Source organism: Jiangella anatolica, from assembly GCF_003236295.1.
In the GTDB taxonomy this organism is placed as follows: Bacteria; Actinomycetota; Actinomycetes; order Jiangellales; family Jiangellaceae; genus Jiangella; species Jiangella anatolica.
Genome location: NZ_POTW01000025.1, coordinates 26,615 through 44,675 on the forward strand (window position 1 = coordinate 26,615; position 18,061 = coordinate 44,675).

Sequence of the window (18,061 nt, forward strand, 5' to 3'; positions counted from 1 at the left end):
CATTCTGACCGACATGTCCCGGCGATGCGCGAACCGGGGCCGACTGCGGTTACAGTGACCGCCGTGTGCGGGATCGTGGGATACACAGGACATCGGGTGGCGCTCGACGTGGTCGTCGAGGGGCTGCGGCGGCTCGAGTACCGCGGGTACGACTCCGCCGGTGTCGCCGTCGTCGCCGACGGTGCGCTGGCGTCGGCCAAGCGGGCCGGCAAGCTGGTGAACCTGGAGAAGGCGCTGGAGGAGCGGCCGCTGCCGGTGTCGAACACCGGCCTCGGGCACACCCGCTGGGCCACGCACGGTTCGCCCACCGACCGCAACGCCCACCCGCACCTGGACGAGTCCGGCCGGGTCGCCGTCATCCACAACGGCATCATCGAGAACTTCGCCCGGCTGCGCGCCGAGCTCGAGGACGGCGGCGTCCGGTTCGCCTCCGAGACCGACACCGAGGTGGTGTCGCACCTGCTGGCCGCCGAGGTGGCCGCCGGCTCGGACCTGGCCGACGCCATGCGCGCGGTCTGCCGGCGCCTCGACGGCGCGTTCACGCTGCTCGCCGTCCACGCCGACGCGCCCGAGCGGGTGGTCGCCGCCCGCCGCAACTCGCCGCTGGTCATCGGCGTCGGCGACGGCGAGAACTTCCTCGCCTCCGACGTCTCGGCGTTCATCGCCTACACCCGTGAGGCGCTGGAGATCGGCGACGGCCAGGTCGTCGAGATCACGCCCGACGACGTCACGCTCACCGACTTCGACGGCAACGCCGCGGAGGAGAAGCGCTTCCACGTCGACTGGGACGCGTCGGCCGCCGAGAAGGACGGCTACGACTACTTCATGCTCAAGGAGATCGCCGAGCAGCCCAAGGCGGTCGCCAACACCCTGCTCGGCCGCGTCGGCAAGGACGGCCTGCTCTCGCTGGACGAGATGCGGCTGTCCGACGACGAGCTGCGCGAGGTCGACAAGGTCGTCGTCGTGGCCTGCGGCACCGCCTACCACGCCGGCATGGTCGCCAAGTACGCCATCGAGCACTGGACCCGGCTCCCGTGCGAGGTCGAACTGGCCAGCGAGTTCCGCTACCGCGACCCCGTCGTCGACCGGCAGACGCTGGTCATCGCGATCAGCCAGTCCGGCGAGACGATGGACACGCTGATGGCGCTGCGCTACGCCCGCGAGCAGGGCGCCCGCGTGCTGGCCATCTGCAACACCAACGGCTCCACCATCCCGCGCGAGTCCGACGCCGTCCTCTACACGCACGCCGGCCCCGAGGTCGCCGTCGCGTCCACGAAGGCGTTCCTCACCCAGCTGATCGCCTGCTTCCTCGTCGGCCTCTACCTCGGCCAGGTCCGCGGCACCAAGTGGGGCGACGAGATCCGCTCCGTCGTCCGCGACCTGTCCGACCTGCCGGCCAAGGTCGACCTCGTCCTGGAGACGATGGAGCCGGTCCGCGAACTGGCCCGCAACCTCGCCTCGGCCACGTCGGTGCTGTTCCTCGGCCGCCACGTCGGCTTCCCGGTGGCACTGGAGGGCGCGCTCAAGCTCAAGGAGCTCGCCTACATGCACGCCGAGGGGTTCGCCGCCGGTGAGCTGAAGCACGGCCCGATCGCGCTGGTCGAGGAGGGCACGCCGATCGTCGTCGTCGTGCCGTCGCCGAAGGGCCGCTCGGTCCTGCACGACAAGATCGTCAGCAACATCCAGGAGGTCCGCGCCCGCGGCGCCCGCACCATCGTCGTCGCCGAGGAGGGCGACGAGGACGTCGTGCCGTACGCCGACCACCTGATCCGCGTCCCGGAGTGCCCGGTGCTGCTGCAGCCGGTCGTGTCGACGGTGCCGCTGCAGGTGTTCGCCTGTGAAATGGCAAGTGCTCGCGGTTTCGACGTCGACCAGCCGCGGAACCTCGCCAAGTCGGTCACTGTGGAGTAGGGGCGGGCGCCGTCCTGACCCTCGGCCTTGGCTGTCGGGTGCGGGCTGGTCTCCTATGCGAAGTCGCTCGATAGGAGGTCGAGGACGAGGCCGTCGCGGCCGGTGAGCATGCCGACGGGGCGGAAGCCGACCGCGGCGTAGCAGCGGATGGCCACTTCGTTGGTGGCGGCCGTCTCCACGACGATGCGGTGGTGGTCGCAGTCGTCGAACAGGTGGCGGGCCAGCGTGCCGACGGCGTCGCGGCCCAGGCCACGGCCGTGCAGGTCGGGATCGAGCAGGATCTCCATGCCGGCGTGCCGGTCGCGCGGGTTGTCGACCTCCCAGTACTGGATCAGCCCGGCGATGCGCCGCCCGGCCAGGATCGTGTACCGCGTCGTCGAGCCGTCGGCCAGCAGCCAGCCGTCGGCCAGGCCGGCCGGGTCCCACCACTGCTTGACCGCGGGCGTGCTGATGATGTGCATGAGCATGGGCACGTCATCGGCGGCCACCGGGCGCAGCACCACGTGCTCGCCGGCCAATCCGCCCACGAGTGCCAATTCGCCCATACGCGCGAGTGTAGGTCGAGCGTGGCGTATCGGCATGCGGAACGCCTCGCGGTGTGTGGCGTCTAGGGTGGGACGGTGATCGTGGGCGTGGGCATCGACGTGGTCGACGTGCGGCGGTTCGCGGAGACGCTGGAGCGGACGCCGGGGCTGGCGGTGCGCGTCTTCACCCCCGCCGAGCGGGCCCGGTCGGTAGCGTCGCAGGCGGCCCGGTTCGCCGCCAAGGAGGCGCTGGCCAAGGCGCTCGGCGCCCCGCAGGGACTGCTCTGGCACGACGCCGAGGTGGTCAGCGACGCCGACGGGCGCCCGTGGCTGGAGGTGCGCGGCACCGTCAAGGCCCGCTGCGAGCACCTGAACGTCGAGACGATGCATCTGTCGCTGTCGCACGACGCCGGGGTCGCGTCGGCGATCGTGATCCTGGAGGGTACGACGCGGTGAGGGGCGTCCACACCGTCGCGGAGATCCGGGCCGCCGAGGACGCGCTGATGGCGCGGCTGCCGCCCGGCGCGCTCATGCAGCGAGCGGTCGCCGGGCTGGTGACGGTATGCACCCGCCGGATCCTGCGCAGCGGGGGCTACGGCGCCCGGGTGGTCGTGCTGGCCGGCGCGGGCAACAACGGCGGCGACGCGCTGTGGGCCGGCGCCCGGCTGGCCCGCCGCGGCGCGCACGCCGACGCCGTCCTGCTGAACCCGGAGAAGGCGCATGCGGAGGGGTTGACGGCGTTCCGCGCCGCCGGCGGCAGGGTGGTCGCCGTGGCCGACGCCGGGGAGGCGCTGGCCGGGGCCGACCTCGTGCTCGACGGGATGCTCGGCATCGGCGGACGGGGCGGGCTGCGCGGCGATGCGGCGGCGCTGGCGGAGCTGCTCGCCGCGGGCCGGACCGCGGGCGCCGTCGTCGCCGTCGACCTGCCCAGCGGCGTCGACCCGGACACCGGCGAGACGCCCGGCCCGCACGTCGTCGCCGACCACACCGTGACGTTCGGCACCGGCAAGGCGGCGCTGGCCATCGACCCGGCGGCGGCCGCGGCCGGCGTCGTGCACCACGTCGACATCGGCCTGGCGCCCTACCTGCCGGAGCCGGCGCTGACGGTGCTCGACGACGCCGACGTCGCGGCGCTGCTGCCCGACCCCGGCCGCGAGTCGGACAAGTACTCGCGTGGCGTCGTCGGCGTGCTGGCCGGATCGGCGCAGTTCCCCGGCGCGGCGGTGCTGGCCGTCGGCGGCGCGCTGCACGGCGGCGCCGGCATGGTCCGCTACGCCGGGCCGGACGCCGTCGCCACCGAGGTGCGGCAGCGCTGGCCGGAGGCGATCGCCGGGCCGTCGCCGGACACCGTCGGGCGGGTGCAGGCGTGGACGATCGGGTCCGGGCTCGGCGACGGGCGCGGCGCGGACGTCGAGGCGGCGCTGGCCGCCGGGCTGCCGGTGCTCGTCGACGCCGACGGGCTGCGGTCGCTGCCGTCGCGGTTCGACGGGCCCGCGCTGCTCACGCCGCACGCCGGCGAGCTGGCCCGGCTGCTGGACGTCGAGCGGGCCGAGGTCGAGGCGCGCCGGCTGCACCACGCACGGGAGGCGGCGCAGCGGTGGAACGCGGTCGTGCTGCTCAAGGGGTCGACGACGGTCGTCGCGGCGCCCGACGGGCGGGTCCGGGTCAACCCGACCGGGACGTCGGCGCTGGCCGCCGCCGGCACCGGCGACGTGCTGGCCGGCCTGGCCGGATCGCTGCTGGCCGGCAGGCTCTCGCCGCTCGACGCGGGCAGCGTGGCGGCGTACGCGCACGGCCTGGCGGGGCGGCGGGCCGCGGCGTCCGCCGGGTACCCGAGTGCCGGCGACGTCCTGGCCGAGCTGCCCGCCGTGGTGCGGTCCCTGCGTGGCGCTGTCGGCGCCGGCTGACACAATCGAGGACGTGGTGACCGAGCAGAGCAGCCCCGGGGTCGTGCCGCACGCGCAGGTGCGGGTCGACCTCGCCGCCATCCGCGACAACGTCGCCGAGCTCGCCGTCCGGGCCGCTCCCGCGCAGGTCATGACCGTCGTGAAGGGCGACGCGTACGGCCACGGGCTGGTGCCGGTGGCGCGGGCCGCGCGGGCCGGCGGCGCGTCCTGGCTGGGCACCGCGACCATGGCCGAGGCGCTGGCGCTGCGCGCTGCCGGGGTCGGCGGCCGGCTCCTGGCCTGGCTGAACGCGCCGGGTGAGCGCTGGGCCGACGCGCTGGCCTCCGACGTCGACGTGTCCGCGTCGGCGCCGTGGGCGGTCGCCGAGATCGCCGCCGCGGCCCGTGAGACCGGCCGCACCGCGCGGCTGCACCTCAAGGCCGACACCGGAATGGGCCGGGCCGGCGCGCCGCTGGCCGACTGGCCCACGCTGGTCGACGACGCGCTCAAGGCGCAGGCCGAGGGGCTGGTCGAGGTCGTCGGGGTGTGGTCGCACCTGGCCCGCGCCGACGAGCCGGGCGAGCCGGCCAACGCCCACCAGCTGGCGGCGTTCCGCGCCGCCGTCGACCTGGCCGAGGCACGCGGCGTGCGGCCCGAGGTCCGGCACCTGGCCAACTCCGCCGCCACGCTGACCATGCGCGACGCGCACTTCGACCTCGTCCGCCCCGGCCTGGCCACGTACGGGCTGTCGCCGGTGCCGGACCAGGCCGGGCCGGCCGACGTCGGGCTGCGCCCGGCCATGTCGGTGCGCGCCCGGCTGGCGCTGGTCAAGCGCGTCCCGGCCGGTCAGGGCGTGTCGTACGGGCACGCCTATGTCACCGACCGCGAGACCACGCTCGGGCTGGTTCCGCTCGGCTACGCCGACGGCGTGCCGCGCCATGCGTCCGGCGGCGCGGCCGGTCCCGGCGCGCCGGTGCTGATCGGCGGCGTCACCCGGCGCATCGCCGGCCGCGTCTGCATGGACCAGTTCGTCGTCGACCTGCGCGACGACGACGTCCGGGCCGGCGACGAGGTCGTGCTGTTCGGCGACGCCGCCGCCGGCGAGCCGACGGCGCAGGACTGGGCCGACGCCGCGGGCACCATCTCGTGGGAGATCGTCACCCGGTTCGCGCCGCGGCTGCCCCGCGTCTACCTCAACGCAGAGCCGTGAGCAGGCTGGTCGCGGCCGGGCGGACGGCCGGCCTGATCGGCGCCTGGGTGGGCGTGGCCACCGCCGGCGCCGCCGTCGGGTTCGCCACCGAGCGCTACGTCATGGGCCGGTCGATGAAGAAGGACGACCCGTACGCCGACGAGCCGTTCGGCTCGCTGCGCGGCGCCGCGCGCACCGTCACCACCGACGACGGCGTCGCGCTGTACGTCGAGGTCGACGACGGACCGGCCGGCGCGCCGACCGTGGTGTTCTGCCACGGCTTCGCGCTCACCATGGACGCCTGGCACTTCCAGCGCCGCGACCTGCGCGGCAGTGCCCGGCTGGTGTTCTGGGACCAGCGCGGGCACGGCCGGTCCGGCCCGCTGCCCGACAACGACGACGAGCTGTCCTTCCAGCAGCTCGGCGCCGATCTCGGCCGGGTGATCGACGAGGTGGCGCCGAAGGGGCCGATCGTGCTGGCCGGCCACTCGATGGGCGGCATGACGGTGCAGGCGCTGGCCGAGGCCCGGCCGGAGCTGTTCGGCAAGCGCGTCACCGGCGTCGCGCTGATCGCGACCAGCGGCCAGAAGCTGGACGTGTCCGGGCTGGGCCTGCCCGGCTACCTCGGCCGGCTGGCCGGTCGCGCCGCGCCGGCCGCCGTCTCGATCCTGGCCCGCAAGCCCGAGCTGGTCGAGCACGGCCGCAAGATGGGCAGTGACCTCGCCTACGTTCTGACCAGGCGGTACGCGTTCGCCGAGGGCGGCTCGCCGAAGCTGGTCGAGTTCACCGCGATCATGAACGCCGCCGTCCCGATCGACGTCGTCGCGCGGTTCTTCCCGCTCTTCGGCGAGCTCGACGCGACCGCCGCGGTCCCGGTCCTGGCGAAGATCCCGGCGCTGGTCATCGGCGGCGAGCGGGACCAGATGACGCCGGTGCAGCACAGCCGCGACCTCGCGGACGCGCTGGTCGACGTCGAGTACATCGAGGCCACCGACGCCGGGCACATGGTGCTGCTGGAACGGCACGAGGTGGTCACCGAGGCGCTGCGGGCGCTGCTGGAGCGGTCCCGCCGCGGCGGGCGTCCCCGGCGGCTGAGCAGCCGGATCGCGTCCGTCCGCCGGCGGCGCAACGAGGAGGACAAGCGGTGATCGACCTCGACGTCCCGGACGCCGAGTCCATGACGGCGCTGGGGGAGCGGCTGGCGGCGGTGCTGCGGGCCGGCGACCTCGTGCTGCTCGGCGGCGACCTGGGGGCCGGCAAGACGACGCTCGCGCAGGGCGTCGGCGCCGGGCTGGGCGTGCGCGGCCCGGTCACGTCGCCGACGTTCGTCATCGCGCGGGTGCACCCGTCGTTGGTCGACGGGCCGCCGCTGGTGCACGTCGACGCGTACCGGCTGGGCGGCTGGGACGAGCTGGAGGACATCGACCTCGAGGCGACGCTGGACGAGGCGGTCACGCTGGTCGAGTGGGGCGAGGGCGTCGCCGAGGGACTGGCCGGCGACCGGCTGGAGATCCACATCGACCGCTCGCACGGCGCTGATCTGGGTGACGTGCGGCACGTGCGCGTCCGCGCCGTCGGGGGCCGCTGGGACGAGGCCGCGCTGGTCGCCGCGGTCGCGCCATGACCGCGCGGCAGGCGCTGACCGACGACGAGCTGGCCGCGCTGCTGACGTCCGGCGCCGAGGTCTGCGACGCCGACCTCGCCGAGCGCGACCTCACCGAGCTGCTGGACGTGGCCGGGCCGGCGCCGCGGGTGTTCCGCCGCTGCGACCTCACCGACGCGCGGTTCACGCGGGCCGTGCTGATCGGCGCGACGTTCGAGTCCTGCACGATGGACGGCGCCGGGTTCGGCCGGGCCGACCTCGACGGCTCGGTGTGGTCCGGCGGCGGCGCGCCGAACGCCGACTTCTCCCGCGCCGACCTCTCCGACGCCCGCTTCGACGGCGTCGACCTCGCCAACACGAGCTGGCGCGACACGCTGATCGCCGGCGCGGCGTTCACCGGCTGCCGCATGGTCGGCGCCCGGTTCGACGAGTCCCGCGGCCTCGGCGCGACGTTCAATCGGTGCAACCTCATGCTGGCCGGGATGTCCGGGATCAGTCTGCGCGGTCAGGAGCTCGACGGCCTGCGTATGGACGACGCCGTGCTGGCCGGCGCCGACCTGCGCGACACCGTCTGGTCGGACTCGCGGCTGCGCGGCGCCGTGCTGCGCGGCGCCGAGCTCGACGGCGCCGACCTGCGCGGCGCCGACCTCGGCGACTTCTCCTGGCAGGAGGCGCACCTGCTCACCGGCGCGACGATCTCCGCCGAGCAGGCGTCGCGGCTGCTCGGCCAGCTCGGCATCGTCGTCGACTGACGCCGTTCAGCCGGCGAACGGGTTGACCACGCGGATGCCACCGAAGTCCGTCCCGGCGTGCAGATCCTCCGTCAGCAACACCTCGCAGCCGCCACGGCGTGCGGCCTCGACCACGAGCGCGTCCCAGAGCGACAGCTGCGATCGCTGCGACCGGAGCACACCGGCGGCCACCAGGCCGGCGTCGACCGGCACGACCTCCAGTTGGCCGAGAACCTCGACCGCCTCCCGGGTGTGGGCCTCGTCCAATGGCCGGGCCAGCTTGCGGGTGACCGTGACCACGAACTCGTTCAGCACCTGGGCGCTCAGCACGACCCGCTCCGCGCCGATCCCGTCGAGCGTCCGGGACGCCACCTGCTGCTTGTGCGGCTCGTCGTTGTCGTAGACGTAGACCAGGACGTTGGTGTCGACGAACACTCGGCCGGCGCCGGCCAGCGGGTCAGCGCTCATAGAGGTCGTCTCGGCTCCAGGCCCGGCCCTCTGGACCACTGCCGGTCCGGGTCTCGCCGGCCAGGTCGAGGAACCGGCGCAAGCCCTGGGCGCGTACGTCGCCGCCGGTGAACTCCTCGAGGAAGCGGCGGATGACAGCGTTCATCGAGGTGCCCTGCTCCAGCGCCCGGATGCGGGCCCTGCGCACCAGGTCGTCGTCGAGCTTCAGCGTCACGTTCGCCATCGGTGCCTCCTCGGCACAGGATACGTGCTACACGGGATCCGGGCCAGCTTCGCCCGTCGGGTGCCTCGGCGTAAAGTGGGCGGGTGCTGTTGCTGGCCCTGGACACGTCCACCCCCGCGGTCACCGTCGCCCTGCACGACGGGGAGCGGGTGGTGGCCGACGCGACCACTGTCGACCCGCGCCGGCACACCGAGCTGCTGATGCCGCTGGTGACGTCGGTGCTGGCAGACGCGGGCGCGACCCGCCGCGACCTGACCGAGATCGCCGTCGGCGCCGGGCCGGGTCCGTTCACCGGACTGCGGGTCGGGCTGGCCGCGGCGCGCACGCTGGGCGCCGTCCTCGAGCTGCCGGTGCACGGCGTGTGCAGCCTCGACGTGCTCGCGTACGGCGTGCTGGTCACCGCGGCGCCGGGCGAGCCGTTCGCCGTCGCCACCGACGCGCGCCGTCGCGAGGTGTACTGGGCGACGTACGACGCCGACGGGGCGCGGACCGGCGGCCCGGACGTCGGCCCGGCCGCAGCGCTGGCCGGCCGCCGGCTGCCCGCCGCCGGCGCGGGCGCCCGCCAGTATCCCGACGCGTTCGCCCGGGCGCTGGACCCCGAGTACCCGTCCGCCGCGCACCTCGCCGCGGCCGTCGTCGCGAAGGCGATCCCGATCCTGGCGCCGGACCCGCTCTACCTGCGCCGCCCCGACGCCACGCCGCCGAGCGCGCGCAAGAGCGTCCTCACCAGGTGACGGTCGCGCTGCGGCCGATGGGCGAGCCTGACCTGGACACCGTCGTGTCGCTGGAGCAGGAGCTGTTCGCCGGCGACCCGCCGTGGTCGGAGCGGCAGTTCCGGGCCGAGCTGGCCGGCGTCCCGGACACCCGCTGGTACGTCGTCGCCGAGGACGCCGGCGAGATCGTCGGGTACGCGGGCCTGCTGCTGCCGCCGCTGCCCGGCGACCCGGCCGACGTCATGACGATCGCGGTCGCCGCCGATCGCCAGCGCGGCGGCGTCGGCACCGTGCTGATGACCGCGCTGGAGACCGAGGCGCGCCGGCACCGCGCCGGCGAGATGCTGCTGGAGGTGCGCGCCGACAACGATCCGGCGCTGGCGTTCTACGCGCGGCACGGGTTCGAGCGGATCGCCGTCCGGCGCAAGTACTACGGCGGCGGCCGGGACGGGCTGGTCCTGCGGAAGTGGCTGCGGGCCGGCGCCGCGGCGGAGGGATAATCGGCGACGTGAGCGACCAGCCTCTGATCCTCGGCATCGAGACCTCCTGCGACGAGACCGGCGTCGGCCTGGTGCGCGGCACCACGCTGCTCGCCAACGCCGTCGCCAGCTCCGTCGACGAGCACGTCCGCTTCGGCGGCGTCGTCCCCGAGGTGGCCAGTCGCGCCCACCTCGAGGCGATCGTGCCGACCCTGAACCGGGCGCTCGCCGAGGCCGGGGTCTCGCTCAGCGACGTCGACGCGGTCGCCGTCACCGCCGGGCCGGGGCTGGCCGGCGCGCTGATGGTGGGCGTCTCGGCGGCCAAGGCGCTCGCGGTCGCGCTGGACCGTCCGCTCTACGGCGTCAACCACCTGGTCGGGCACGTGGCGGCGGAGCAGCTGGAGAACGGGCCGCTCACCGAGCCGGTCGTCGCGCTGCTGGTGTCCGGCGGGCACACCGAGATCCTGCTGGTGGAGGACATCGCGACCTCGGCCGAGCTCCTCGGCCAGACGCTGGACGACGCCGCCGGCGAGGCGTTCGACAAGGTCGCCCGGCTGATCGGGCTGAAGTACCCGGGCGGGCCGAACATCCAGCGTGCGGCCGCCGACGGCGACCCGGCCGCGATCCGGTTCCCGCGCGGCCTCACCAGCCAGCGCGACCTGGAGCGGCACCGCTACGACTTCTCCTTCTCCGGCCTCAAGACGGCGGTGGCGCGCTGGGTCGAGACGGCCGAGCGCGCCGGCGAGCCGGTGCCGGTCGCCGACGTCGCGGCCGGCTTCCAGGAGGCGGTGGCCGACGTGCTCACCCGCAAGGCGGTGCTGGCCTGCCAGGAACGCGGCATCTCGACGATGGTGCTGGCCGGCGGCGTGGCGGCGAACGCGCGGCTGCGCGACCTCACCCGCGAGCGCTGCGCGGTGGCCGGCATCGAGCTGCGTCAGCCCCGCTTCTCGCTCTGCACCGACAACGGCGCCATGATCGCCGCCCTCGGCGCCGCCGTCGTCGAGCGCGGCCTGCCCCCGTCGCCCCTCGACTTCCCCTCCGACTCGTCGCTCCCGGTCACCCAGGTGCTGGTCGGCTAGCGCCGTTCCAGGGCGGACGGCAGCTCGTCGATGGTGTTCAGCACGACGGTGGCGGTCTCGGCGAGCACCGCCGGGTCGGGCGGGAAGTGCGGGTTCGGCACCGCGATCACCGTCATGCCGGCGGCGTGCGCCGAGCGCAGCCCGTTGGTGGAGTCCTCGACGGCGGTGGCGCGGCGCGGGTCGACGTCCAGGCGGCGGGCGGCTTCGAGGTAGACGTCGGGGGCGGGCTTGCCGGCCGCGACCTCCTCGCTGGACACCGCCACCGGGACGAGATCGGTGAGGCCGGCGAACGAGAGGAACGACGCGATCAGCGCCGGCGGCGACGAGGACGCGATCGCCACCGGCCCGCGAGCGGCCACCGCCCGCACCACGTCGACGGCGCCGTCGACGACCGGCGGGGCGTCGGCGTAGCGGCGGGCCATCTCCTCGACGACGGCCCGGGCCACCTGGTCCGCCGTCAACGCCGTGCTCAGCTCGTCGACCAGGTAGCGCGCCCACTCGGGCGTGCTCATCCCCTGCATCGCCCGCGTCGCCGCCTCGGTCCACCTGCCGCCGTGCTCGGCGACGACCGCGCGGCGCACCTCGTCCCACGCCTGCTCGGAGTCCACCAGCACGCCGTCGAGGTCGAAGATCACCGCATCCATGCCCGCCACGCTACGGGGTCAGCGCCAGCCAGGCGCCGCGCACCGTGGCTAAGGCGTCGGCCGCGCGGCCCGGTCGATCCAGGCCGCGGTCTTCCAGGCTGCGAAGGACGCCAGCGTCGGCACCGTCAAGGCGGCCGGGCCGGCGTCGGAGTAGCGCTGGACGAGCGCGCGCCGCTCCGTGGGGCCACGATGGATAGCCGGTACGACGCAGAAGTTGGATGCGCACCGTCATGCCGCCCGGGGCGATCAACGACGCCGGTTCCGCTTCTTCGCGAACCTCGCTCAGCGCCGGGCGCCAGCCGCTGCCGGGAAACTCTCGCCGAAGTGCTCGGGGCAGGGCACCGTCGAGATCGGCGGCCAGCTGGGTCCGTGAGCCGAGAGCGATCAGGTCGATGTCTTCGGACAGCCGGCCGTTGGGAACGCGCGTGCGTGACAGTGCCGTGCCGCCGAAGAACAGCAGCCGGTCGGCGAACCGTTCGCTGAGGACCGCCAGCACGTGGGAGATGAGGTGGTCTCGCCGCACCTGACTGGTCGCCACGCCGAAGGCGGAGGCGACGCTGCGCTCTTCGTCCGGGTCCAGCATGCTCAGGCCGTTTCGCGGAGCCGGCGCAGCGTCGCCTGCCGGCGCTGCGCCGTCGCCAGCTCGTCGAGTACCGCCGTGTCCGCGCGGGCCAGCAGGACCCGGGCCGCCGCGTCGGCGTCGTCGCGAAGGCCGCCGAGTTCCGGGCGGGCGGCGAGGTCGAGTACGGTCTGCTCGACCGTCGTGATCCAGCCCTCGCCCAGCTCGTGCGGGTAGCGCTGCACGTCGAGCCGCGTGACGTCGCGGCGGACGAAGAGCACTGTGGCGTCTCGGTCGACGAGGCGCAGCGCGCTGCGATGCCGCTGGGCCGCTACCACGGCGACGCCGAGGGCACGGGGCAGCGCACCATGAACACGCGCGGCCGACAGGCCCATGAGCGCGACCGTGTCGATGCCCTCGTCGGCCGCCGCGATTCCGGACGCGGCCGCTTCCAGGGCGGGCAGCCACGGTTCGCCGACTCGGTCGTCCGGGACCACCGCGTAGTAGCCGGTGGCGAGCCGGTGCAGCGCGCCGGCGCGAACAAGGCGGGCGAACTCCGGACGCGGGTGCGCATACGTTTCCACGGCGTCCTGTGGACGCAGCACCCGTAGGTGCCGTAGCAGCGCAGGAGGCACTCGCGCAGCAGTATGCTCGACCATGACTGTCACCTCCGTAGGCTAAAAGCCTACTCTTATGCCAGTCGCGGTTGGTACTAGCGGGGCTCGGGGATCAGCCAGAGACCGCCACGGGGCCGCAGCGTGATCAGCGGGTCCAGCCGCAGCGGCCGGCCGGGGACGGGGCGCAGCCGCCAGCGCCGCACGATGGTCGCGAGCCCGAGTACCGCCTCGGTCCAGGCGAACCCCTCGCCGATGCAGCGCCGCAGCCCGGCTCCGAACGGGAAGAACGCCCACCGCGGCCGGTCCGCGCCCGCAGCGCCGCCGAGCCAGCGCGAAGGGTCGAAGGAGTACGGCTGCGGCCACCATCGCTCGTCGTGGTGGACGATCCACTGGGGGAGGACGACGAGGTCGCCGGGCTCGATGACGTGCGAGCCCACCTGGTGCTGGACCAGTGCCTGGCGGCCCATCATCCACGACGGCGGGAAGAGGCGCAGCGCCTCGGACACGACGGCCCGGCACAGTGGTAACCGGTCGACGTCGTCCGGCCCGGGCTCGCCGAGCCCGTCCACCTCGTCGTGCACCGACGCCTGCACCGACGGGTGGACGGCGAGCAGGTGCAGCGCGAACGCCAGCGTGTTCGCCGTCGTCTCGTGGCCGGCCAGCAGCAGCGTCGTCGCCTCGTCCCGCAGCTCCTGATCGGCCAGCCGGTCATCGGAGAGGACCAGCGCGGACAGCAGGTCGCCGCCGTCGCGCCCGGACGTCGCCCGCTCGGCGACCACCGAGTCGACCAGCCCGTGCAGGCGCTTGCGCCCGCGCTGCAGCCGCCGCAACGGACCCACCGGCAGCCCCTGCAGCTTCTGGCTGAACGGCAGGAACGCCAGCTTGTACGCGCTCAGCAGGTCCGCCAGCGCCCCCTCGACGGTGCCGACGTCCACCGACGCGCCGAGCAGCGTCGTCCCGGCCGTCTCCAGCGTCATCCGGACCGTCGCCGCATGCACGTCCAGCGGTTCCCGCGGCGCCCACGACGCCGACACGGCGGCGGAACGGTCCACCATCACCGACGCGTACCCGGTGATCCGCCGCGAGTGGAACGCCGGCTGCACCAGGTCGCGGTGGTGACGGTGCACGTCGCCCTCCGCGGTGAGCAGCCCGTCGCCGAGCACGACGCGGGCGCGCTGCAGCACCATGCCCTTGCGGTATCCGGCGGCGTCGGTCACCAGGACGGAGCGGACGAGGTCGGGGTGCGCCAGCTGCCACACCGGGAACGGGCCGAGCCGGAACCGGGCGACGTCGCCCTGGTCGCGGTGGGCCGACGTGATGAAGCGGAGGCGATCGGACTGGAACGCGAGCAGGTCACCGACGACCGGCAGCGAGCGGCGCATACCCCGACGCTACGAGCGTCCACCGCCGCCCGCCACCCGTTCGCCCACGGGCCGGACACCCGGCGTGGCAGACTGGCGGAAATGCGGCGACTGCTCCTCCTCCTCGCCGGCGCGCTGCTGCTGGCCTCCTGCAGCGATGGCAACAGCGGCGATGGCGCTTCCGGCGACGACACCCCGGCCACCGAGTCAGGGACGCCGACCATGACACCCACGCCCACCCCGGCGCCTCCGCCGCCGCTGGCCTGGGGACCCACGCAGGACGAGTACGACCAGGCCGCCGCGCTGGTCGCGGCGATGCCGGTGGAGCGGCAGGCCGGTCAGGTCATCGTCGCCAGGTTCGCCGGACCGGAGCCGCCGACGGCGCAGATCCAGGAGCTCGGCCTCGGCGGCGTCATCCTCATGGGCGACAACGTCGAGTCGCCGGAGCAGGTCGAGCAGGCGACCGCCGCGATCCAGCAGGCCGGCGGCGACCGCGGCTACCCCGTCATCATCGGCATCGACCAGGAGGGTGGCACCGTCGCCCGGATCACCGACCCGGCGACGGAGTTCCCGGCCTACATGACGCTGGGCGCGTCCCGCGACGCGACGATGGCCGCGCAGGTCGCCGAGGCCAGCGGCACGGAGCTGCGTGGCATGGGCCTGACCATGGTGTTCGCGCCTGACGCCGACGTCACCACGGGACCGGACGACCCCACGATCGGCACCCGGTCGGCGTCGTCGGACCCGCAGGTGGTCGCCGAGACCGTCCAGGCGTCGCTGCGCGGCTACGCCCAGGCCGGCATCGTCGCGGTGCCCAAGCACTTCCCGGGCCACGGCTCGGTGCCGGCGGACAGCCACGAGGAGCTGCCGGTGCAGACGGCCAGCCTGGATGAGCTGCGCGCCCGCGACCTCGTCCCGTTCCAGGCCGTGGTCGACGCCGGCGCCGAGGCGATCATGGTCGCGCACATCGATGTCGAGGCGGTCGACCCGGGAGTGCCGTCCTCGCTGTCGCCGAAGGTCATCGGCCTGCTGCGGGACGAGCTCGGCTTCGACGGGCTGGTGGTCACCGACGCGCAGGACATGGCCGCGATCAGCGCCGGGTACGGCTCCGGTGCGGCGGCGGTGCGGTCACTGGCCGCCGGCGCGGACATCGTGCTGATGCCGGCCGACGTCGAGTCCGCGCACACCGCGATCGTCGACGCCGTCGCGAGCGGCGAACTGCCCGCGGACCGGCTGGCCGAGGCCGCCACCCGCGGCGTCGCCCTGATGCTGCACGAGGCGGCCGGCCCGGCGCCGGACCCGGCCGCCGTCGGCACCCACGCCGAGCTGTCGTACCAGGAGTCGCTCGGCGGCATCACCGTCGTCGCCGGCGCCTGTTCCGGGCCACTCGTCGAGGGTGTCATCCGCGTCGTCGGCGGCGAGGAGGCCGACCGCATCCGGTTCGACGAAGCGGCCGCGGCCGCCGGCCTCACCACCGACGCGAACGCGCCGACGACCGTCCGGCTGCTCGGCGGGACCGACCCCGGCTCCGGCGACGTCGTCGTCGCGCTGGACCGCCCGTATGCGCTGGGCCGGAGCGACGCGCCGGTCAAGATCGCGCTGTACGGGCGGACGCCGGGCGCGTTCCGCGCGCTGGCCGAGGTGCTGGCCGGCACGTCACCGGCCCGTGGCACCCTGCCGGTCGCCGTCGACGGCGTGGAGCGGCAGGGCTGCCCGTCCTAGCGCGACGCCGTCAGCGCGGCCAGCGCCGTGCTGACGAACACCCGCACGCCGTAGGCCAGCGCCTTCTCGTCGATGTCGAAGTCGCCCTGGTGCAGGTCGCCCATCTTGGCCAGCGCGCTGCCGTGCACGCCGATACGCGCCAGCGCCAGCGGCACGTGCTCGCCGTACCAGGCGAAGTCCTCGCCGCCCATGCTGGTCGACGTGCCGGTGACGGCGTGCGGGCCGAGCTCGGTGGCGACCGCCTGGCGCATCAGCGTGACGCTGGCCTCGTCGTTCACCACCGGCGGGACGCCGCGCTCGTAGTCGATCTCGACCCGGGCGCCGCTGGGGTGCGCGAGGTCGCGGACGACGGCGCGCACGTACTTCTCCGCGTCGGCCCAGGCGGCGTGGTCGAGCACCCGGACGGTGCCGCGCAGCACACCCTCGGACGGGATCGCGTTCGGCGGGCCGCCGGCCTGGATCGACCCCCACACCAGCGAGAACCCGGCGCGGATGTCGATCTGCCTGGCCAGGAGGGCGGGCGCGTCGACGGCGATGCGCGACAGCGTGTCGACGATGTCGACGGTCAGCTGTGGCCGGGCGGTGTGCCCGCCGGGGCCGGAGACGCGGACCTCGACGAGGTCGCAGGCCGCCGTGATCGGGCCGGACCGCATGCCGACCTGGCCGACCGGCAGCCGCGGGTCGCAGTGCAGCGCGAACGCCCGCTCCACGCCCTCGAGCGCGCCGGCCGCGATGACCTCGCGCGCGCCGGCCATGATCTCCTCGGCGGGCTGGAAGATCACCCGCACGCGCCCGGGCAGCTTCGGCACCTTGGCCAGCGCCATCGCGGCGCCGAGCGCCATCACGGTGTGCGCGTCGTGGCCGCAGGCGTGGCAGACGCCGTCGACGGTGGAGCGGTAGGGGACGTCCTTGAGGTCCGGGAGCGGCAGGGCGTCGATGTCGGCGCGCAGCGCGATGGTGCGCGAGCCGGTGCCGACGTCCACGACCACGCCGGTGCCGCGCGGCAGCACCCGCGGCTCGAGGCCGGACATGGTCAGCTGCCGGACGAGGAGTTCGGTGGTCTGGTGCTCGTTCAGGCCGAGCTCGGGCCGGGCGTGCAACATCCGCCGCAGCGCCGTCAGTTCGTCGGTATGAAGATCGAGCCAGCTCGCAAGCCAGTCGTAGGTCACTCGGTCACAACCCCGTAGCCATCTCTTCCAAGAGGCTGTCGACGACCTTGGTCAAATCACCGCCGTTCGCCTCTGCAATTGTCCGCTGCCGCTGATAGCTGGCGCCGCTCGCGACAATGCGCTCGATGCCGGCCAGCTCGGCGGTGCAGGACAGTCTACGGGCAATGGGCATGAGCTCGTCGGCCAAATCGAGCAATGCGCGGCGCACCGGCACGACGGTGTCCTGGTCGTCGACGATGATGTCGGCGTCGAGACCGAACCGGGCCGCGCGCCATTTGTTCTCCCTGACCACCCAGTTCTTCGGCGACGGCAGCTGGTAGCCGCGGTCGATCTCGCGGTCCAGCCGCTCGACGAGGCACTGGGCCAGCGCGGCGATGGTGCCCACCTCGTCGAGCGTGGGCAGTCCGTCGCAGATGCGCAGCTCGACGGTGCCGAAGTCGGGGTGCGGGCGGATGTCCCACCACACCTCGCGGACCGAGTCGATGGTGCGGGTGGAGATCAGCGTGCCCATGTAGCTCTCGAACTGGTCCCAGCCGGACAGCTGGTACGGCAGTCCCGCCGTGGGCAGCGCCTCGAACACCTTGCTGCGCGACGACGCCAGCCCGGTGTCGTGCCCGACCCAGTACGGCGACGACGCCGACAGCGCCAGGAAGTGCGGGACGTAGGACGTCAGCGCGTTGACTATGGGGATGACTTTCTGCGGCGAGCGCACCCCGACGTGCACGTGGACGCCGAAGATCTGCAGCCGGCGGGCCAGCCACTGCAGGTTCTCGACCAGATGCTCGTAGCGCGGCTTCGGGCTGATCTTCTGGCTGTTCCAGTTCGTGATCGGGTGGGTGCCGGCGCACATCAGCGCCAGGCCGCGGCGGTCGGCCGCCTTGGCGACGGTGCGCACGGTCTCGGCGAGGTCGGCCTTGGCCTCGCCGACCGTCTGGCAGACCCCGGTGACGACCTCGACGGTCGACTGCAGCAGCTCGTGCTTGGCCTTGGGGTGCTCCGCGGCGCCGGCCGGCCGGATCTCGTCCAGGATCTCGACGGCGCCGGAGGTCAGCTCGCGGGTCTCGGGGTCGACCAGCTGCAGTTCCCATTCCACGCCCAGGCTGCTGTGGTCGGACGGCGCGAAAGGGATCTGCATGTCCGGAAGTGTTACACGTCGTCCGTTGATTACGGAATGCCCTATCTC

Annotated in this window: 20 protein-coding genes; 11 read left to right on the plus strand and 9 right to left on the minus strand. The window is 74.2% G+C overall.

Annotated features, from left to right (window positions below; all coding sequences use genetic code 11):
- Positions 1–63 precede the first annotated feature (63 nt).
- The gene (gene glmS, locus C1I92_RS12515) at positions 64–1,911 is read left to right on the plus strand and encodes a glutamine--fructose-6-phosphate transaminase (isomerizing) (RefSeq protein WP_111255034.1); all 1,848 of its coding nucleotides are present in this window, start codon (positions 64–66) and stop codon (positions 1,909–1,911) included.
- Positions 1,912–1,964: 53 nt separating this feature from the next.
- On the opposite strand, the gene C1I92_RS12520 is transcribed toward glmS, so the two are convergent.
- Positions 1,965–2,456: a GNAT family N-acetyltransferase gene (locus C1I92_RS12520; RefSeq protein ID WP_111254996.1), complete on the minus strand. Its 492-nt coding sequence runs from the start codon at positions 2,454–2,456 to the stop codon at positions 1,965–1,967.
- A 75-nt stretch (positions 2,457–2,531) separates the two neighbouring features.
- Between C1I92_RS12520 and C1I92_RS12525 the strand changes: the two genes are divergently transcribed.
- From C1I92_RS12525 to C1I92_RS12550, 6 genes are read left to right on the plus strand one after another with little or no spacing between them, the layout of a single operon-like run.
- The gene (locus C1I92_RS12525) at positions 2,532–2,891 is read left to right on the plus strand and encodes a holo-ACP synthase (protein ID WP_111254997.1); all 360 of its coding nucleotides are present in this window, start codon (positions 2,532–2,534) and stop codon (positions 2,889–2,891) included.
- Complete coding sequence (locus C1I92_RS12530; protein WP_199521172.1) at positions 2,888–4,342, plus strand: NAD(P)H-hydrate dehydratase; 1,455 nt, start codon at positions 2,888–2,890, stop codon at positions 4,340–4,342. The genes C1I92_RS12525 and C1I92_RS12530 overlap by 4 nt, the downstream gene beginning before the upstream one ends.
- A gap of 13 nt (positions 4,343–4,355) precedes the next feature.
- Positions 4,356–5,531 (plus strand): alanine racemase, encoded by a 1,176-nt coding sequence (gene alr / locus C1I92_RS12535; protein WP_233506946.1) that lies wholly within the window; start codon positions 4,356–4,358, stop codon positions 5,529–5,531.
- Positions 5,528–6,658 (plus strand): alpha/beta fold hydrolase, encoded by a 1,131-nt coding sequence (locus tag C1I92_RS12540; RefSeq protein ID WP_199521173.1) that lies wholly within the window; start codon positions 5,528–5,530, stop codon positions 6,656–6,658. Before alr ends, C1I92_RS12540 begins: the two co-directional genes overlap by 4 nt.
- Complete coding sequence (gene tsaE, locus C1I92_RS12545; RefSeq protein ID WP_233506949.1) at positions 6,655–7,134, plus strand: tRNA (adenosine(37)-N6)-threonylcarbamoyltransferase complex ATPase subunit type 1 TsaE; 480 nt, start codon at positions 6,655–6,657, stop codon at positions 7,132–7,134. The genes C1I92_RS12540 and tsaE overlap by 4 nt, the downstream gene beginning before the upstream one ends.
- Positions 7,131–7,865 carry a pentapeptide repeat-containing protein gene (locus C1I92_RS12550; RefSeq protein WP_111254998.1) on the plus strand — a complete coding sequence of 245 codons (735 nt, stop codon included), beginning with the start codon at positions 7,131–7,133 and terminating at the stop codon, positions 7,863–7,865. Before tsaE ends, C1I92_RS12550 begins: the two co-directional genes overlap by 4 nt.
- 6 nt (positions 7,866–7,871) lie before the next feature.
- On the opposite strand, the gene C1I92_RS12555 is transcribed toward C1I92_RS12550, so the two are convergent.
- Together C1I92_RS12555 and C1I92_RS12560 are read right to left on the minus strand one after the other, a co-directional pair.
- Positions 7,872–8,312, minus strand: coding sequence for a PIN domain-containing protein (locus C1I92_RS12555; protein ID WP_111254999.1), 441 nt, complete (start codon positions 8,310–8,312; stop codon positions 7,872–7,874).
- Positions 8,302–8,535 (minus strand): FitA-like ribbon-helix-helix domain-containing protein, encoded by a 234-nt coding sequence (locus C1I92_RS12560; protein WP_111255000.1) that lies wholly within the window; start codon positions 8,533–8,535, stop codon positions 8,302–8,304. Before C1I92_RS12560 ends, C1I92_RS12555 begins: the two co-directional genes overlap by 11 nt.
- An 83-nt stretch (positions 8,536–8,618) precedes the next feature.
- On the opposite strand from C1I92_RS12560, the gene tsaB reads away from it, so the two are divergent.
- From tsaB to tsaD, 3 genes are read left to right on the plus strand one after another with little or no spacing between them, the layout of a single operon-like run.
- Complete coding sequence (gene tsaB, locus C1I92_RS12565) at positions 8,619–9,269, plus strand: tRNA (adenosine(37)-N6)-threonylcarbamoyltransferase complex dimerization subunit type 1 TsaB (RefSeq protein ID WP_111255001.1); 651 nt, start codon at positions 8,619–8,621, stop codon at positions 9,267–9,269.
- Complete coding sequence (gene rimI / locus C1I92_RS12570) at positions 9,266–9,748, plus strand: ribosomal protein S18-alanine N-acetyltransferase (protein ID WP_233506951.1); 483 nt, start codon at positions 9,266–9,268, stop codon at positions 9,746–9,748. The genes tsaB and rimI overlap by 4 nt, the downstream gene beginning before the upstream one ends.
- Before the next feature lie 8 nt (positions 9,749–9,756).
- On the plus strand, positions 9,757–10,806 hold the full coding sequence (gene tsaD, locus C1I92_RS12575; RefSeq protein ID WP_111255002.1) for a tRNA (adenosine(37)-N6)-threonylcarbamoyltransferase complex transferase subunit TsaD: 1,050 nt from the start codon (positions 9,757–9,759) through the stop codon (positions 10,804–10,806).
- Here the strand turns inward: tsaD and C1I92_RS12580 are convergent.
- The 4 genes from C1I92_RS12580 to C1I92_RS12595 all read right to left on the minus strand — a co-directional run bounded on the left by C1I92_RS12580 (position 10,803) and on the right by C1I92_RS12595 (position 14,008).
- Positions 10,803–11,450: an HAD family hydrolase gene (locus C1I92_RS12580; RefSeq protein WP_111255003.1), complete on the minus strand. Its 648-nt coding sequence runs from the start codon at positions 11,448–11,450 to the stop codon at positions 10,803–10,805. The genes tsaD and C1I92_RS12580 overlap by 4 nt on opposite strands.
- A 10-nt stretch (positions 11,451–11,460) precedes the next feature.
- On the minus strand, positions 11,461–12,033 hold the full coding sequence (locus C1I92_RS12585; protein ID WP_199521174.1) for a nucleotidyl transferase AbiEii/AbiGii toxin family protein: 573 nt from the start codon (positions 12,031–12,033) through the stop codon (positions 11,461–11,463).
- Positions 12,034–12,035: 2 nt separating this feature from the next.
- Entirely contained in the window at positions 12,036–12,593 is a 558-nt protein-coding gene (locus C1I92_RS12590) for a hypothetical protein (protein WP_199521175.1), read from the minus strand.
- Positions 12,594–12,721: 128 nt separating this feature from the next.
- Entirely contained in the window at positions 12,722–14,008 is a 1,287-nt protein-coding gene (locus tag C1I92_RS12595; protein ID WP_111255005.1) for a cytochrome P450, read from the minus strand.
- Positions 14,009–14,089: 81 nt separating this feature from the next.
- On the opposite strand from C1I92_RS12595, the gene C1I92_RS12600 reads away from it, so the two are divergent.
- A complete protein-coding gene (locus tag C1I92_RS12600) occupies positions 14,090–15,709 on the plus strand; it encodes a glycoside hydrolase family 3 protein (protein WP_199521176.1) in 1,620 nt (539 codons plus the stop codon).
- On the opposite strand, the gene C1I92_RS12605 is transcribed toward C1I92_RS12600, so the two are convergent.
- Positions 15,706–16,878 (minus strand): amidohydrolase, encoded by a 1,173-nt coding sequence (locus tag C1I92_RS12605; protein ID WP_233506952.1) that lies wholly within the window; start codon positions 16,876–16,878, stop codon positions 15,706–15,708. The genes C1I92_RS12600 and C1I92_RS12605 overlap by 4 nt on opposite strands.
- A gap of 4 nt (positions 16,879–16,882) precedes the next feature.
- A complete protein-coding gene (locus tag C1I92_RS12610; RefSeq protein WP_111255006.1) occupies positions 16,883–18,013 on the minus strand; it encodes a glutamate--cysteine ligase in 1,131 nt (376 codons plus the stop codon).
- Between the last annotated feature and the right edge of the window lie 48 nt (positions 18,014–18,061).

Bases quoted from the DNA above. Each gene is read 5' to 3' on its own strand.
- C1I92_RS12520 (WP_111254996.1), bottom strand. From the start codon at position 2,456: ATGGGCGAATTGGCACTCGTGGGCGGATTGGCCGGCGAGCACGTGGTG.
- C1I92_RS12550 (WP_111254998.1), top strand. From the start codon at position 7,131: ATGACCGCGCGGCAGGCGCTGACCGACGACGAGCTGGCCGCGCTGCTG.
- C1I92_RS12555 (WP_111254999.1), bottom strand. From the start codon at position 8,312: ATGAGCGCTGACCCGCTGGCCGGCGCCGGCCGAGTGTTCGTCGACACC.
- C1I92_RS12560 (WP_111255000.1), bottom strand. From the start codon at position 8,535: ATGGCGAACGTGACGCTGAAGCTCGACGACGACCTGGTGCGCAGGGCC.
- C1I92_RS12580 (WP_111255003.1), bottom strand. From the start codon at position 11,450: ATGGATGCGGTGATCTTCGACCTCGACGGCGTGCTGGTGGACTCCGAG.
- C1I92_RS12585 (WP_199521174.1), bottom strand. From the start codon at position 12,033: ATGCTGGACCCGGACGAAGAGCGCAGCGTCGCCTCCGCCTTCGGCGTG.
- C1I92_RS12595 (WP_111255005.1), bottom strand. From the start codon at position 14,008: ATGCGCCGCTCGCTGCCGGTCGTCGGTGACCTGCTCGCGTTCCAGTCC.
- C1I92_RS12600 (WP_199521176.1), top strand. From the start codon at position 14,090: ATGCGGCGACTGCTCCTCCTCCTCGCCGGCGCGCTGCTGCTGGCCTCC.
- C1I92_RS12610 (WP_111255006.1), bottom strand. From the start codon at position 18,013: ATGCAGATCCCTTTCGCGCCGTCCGACCACAGCAGCCTGGGCGTGGAA.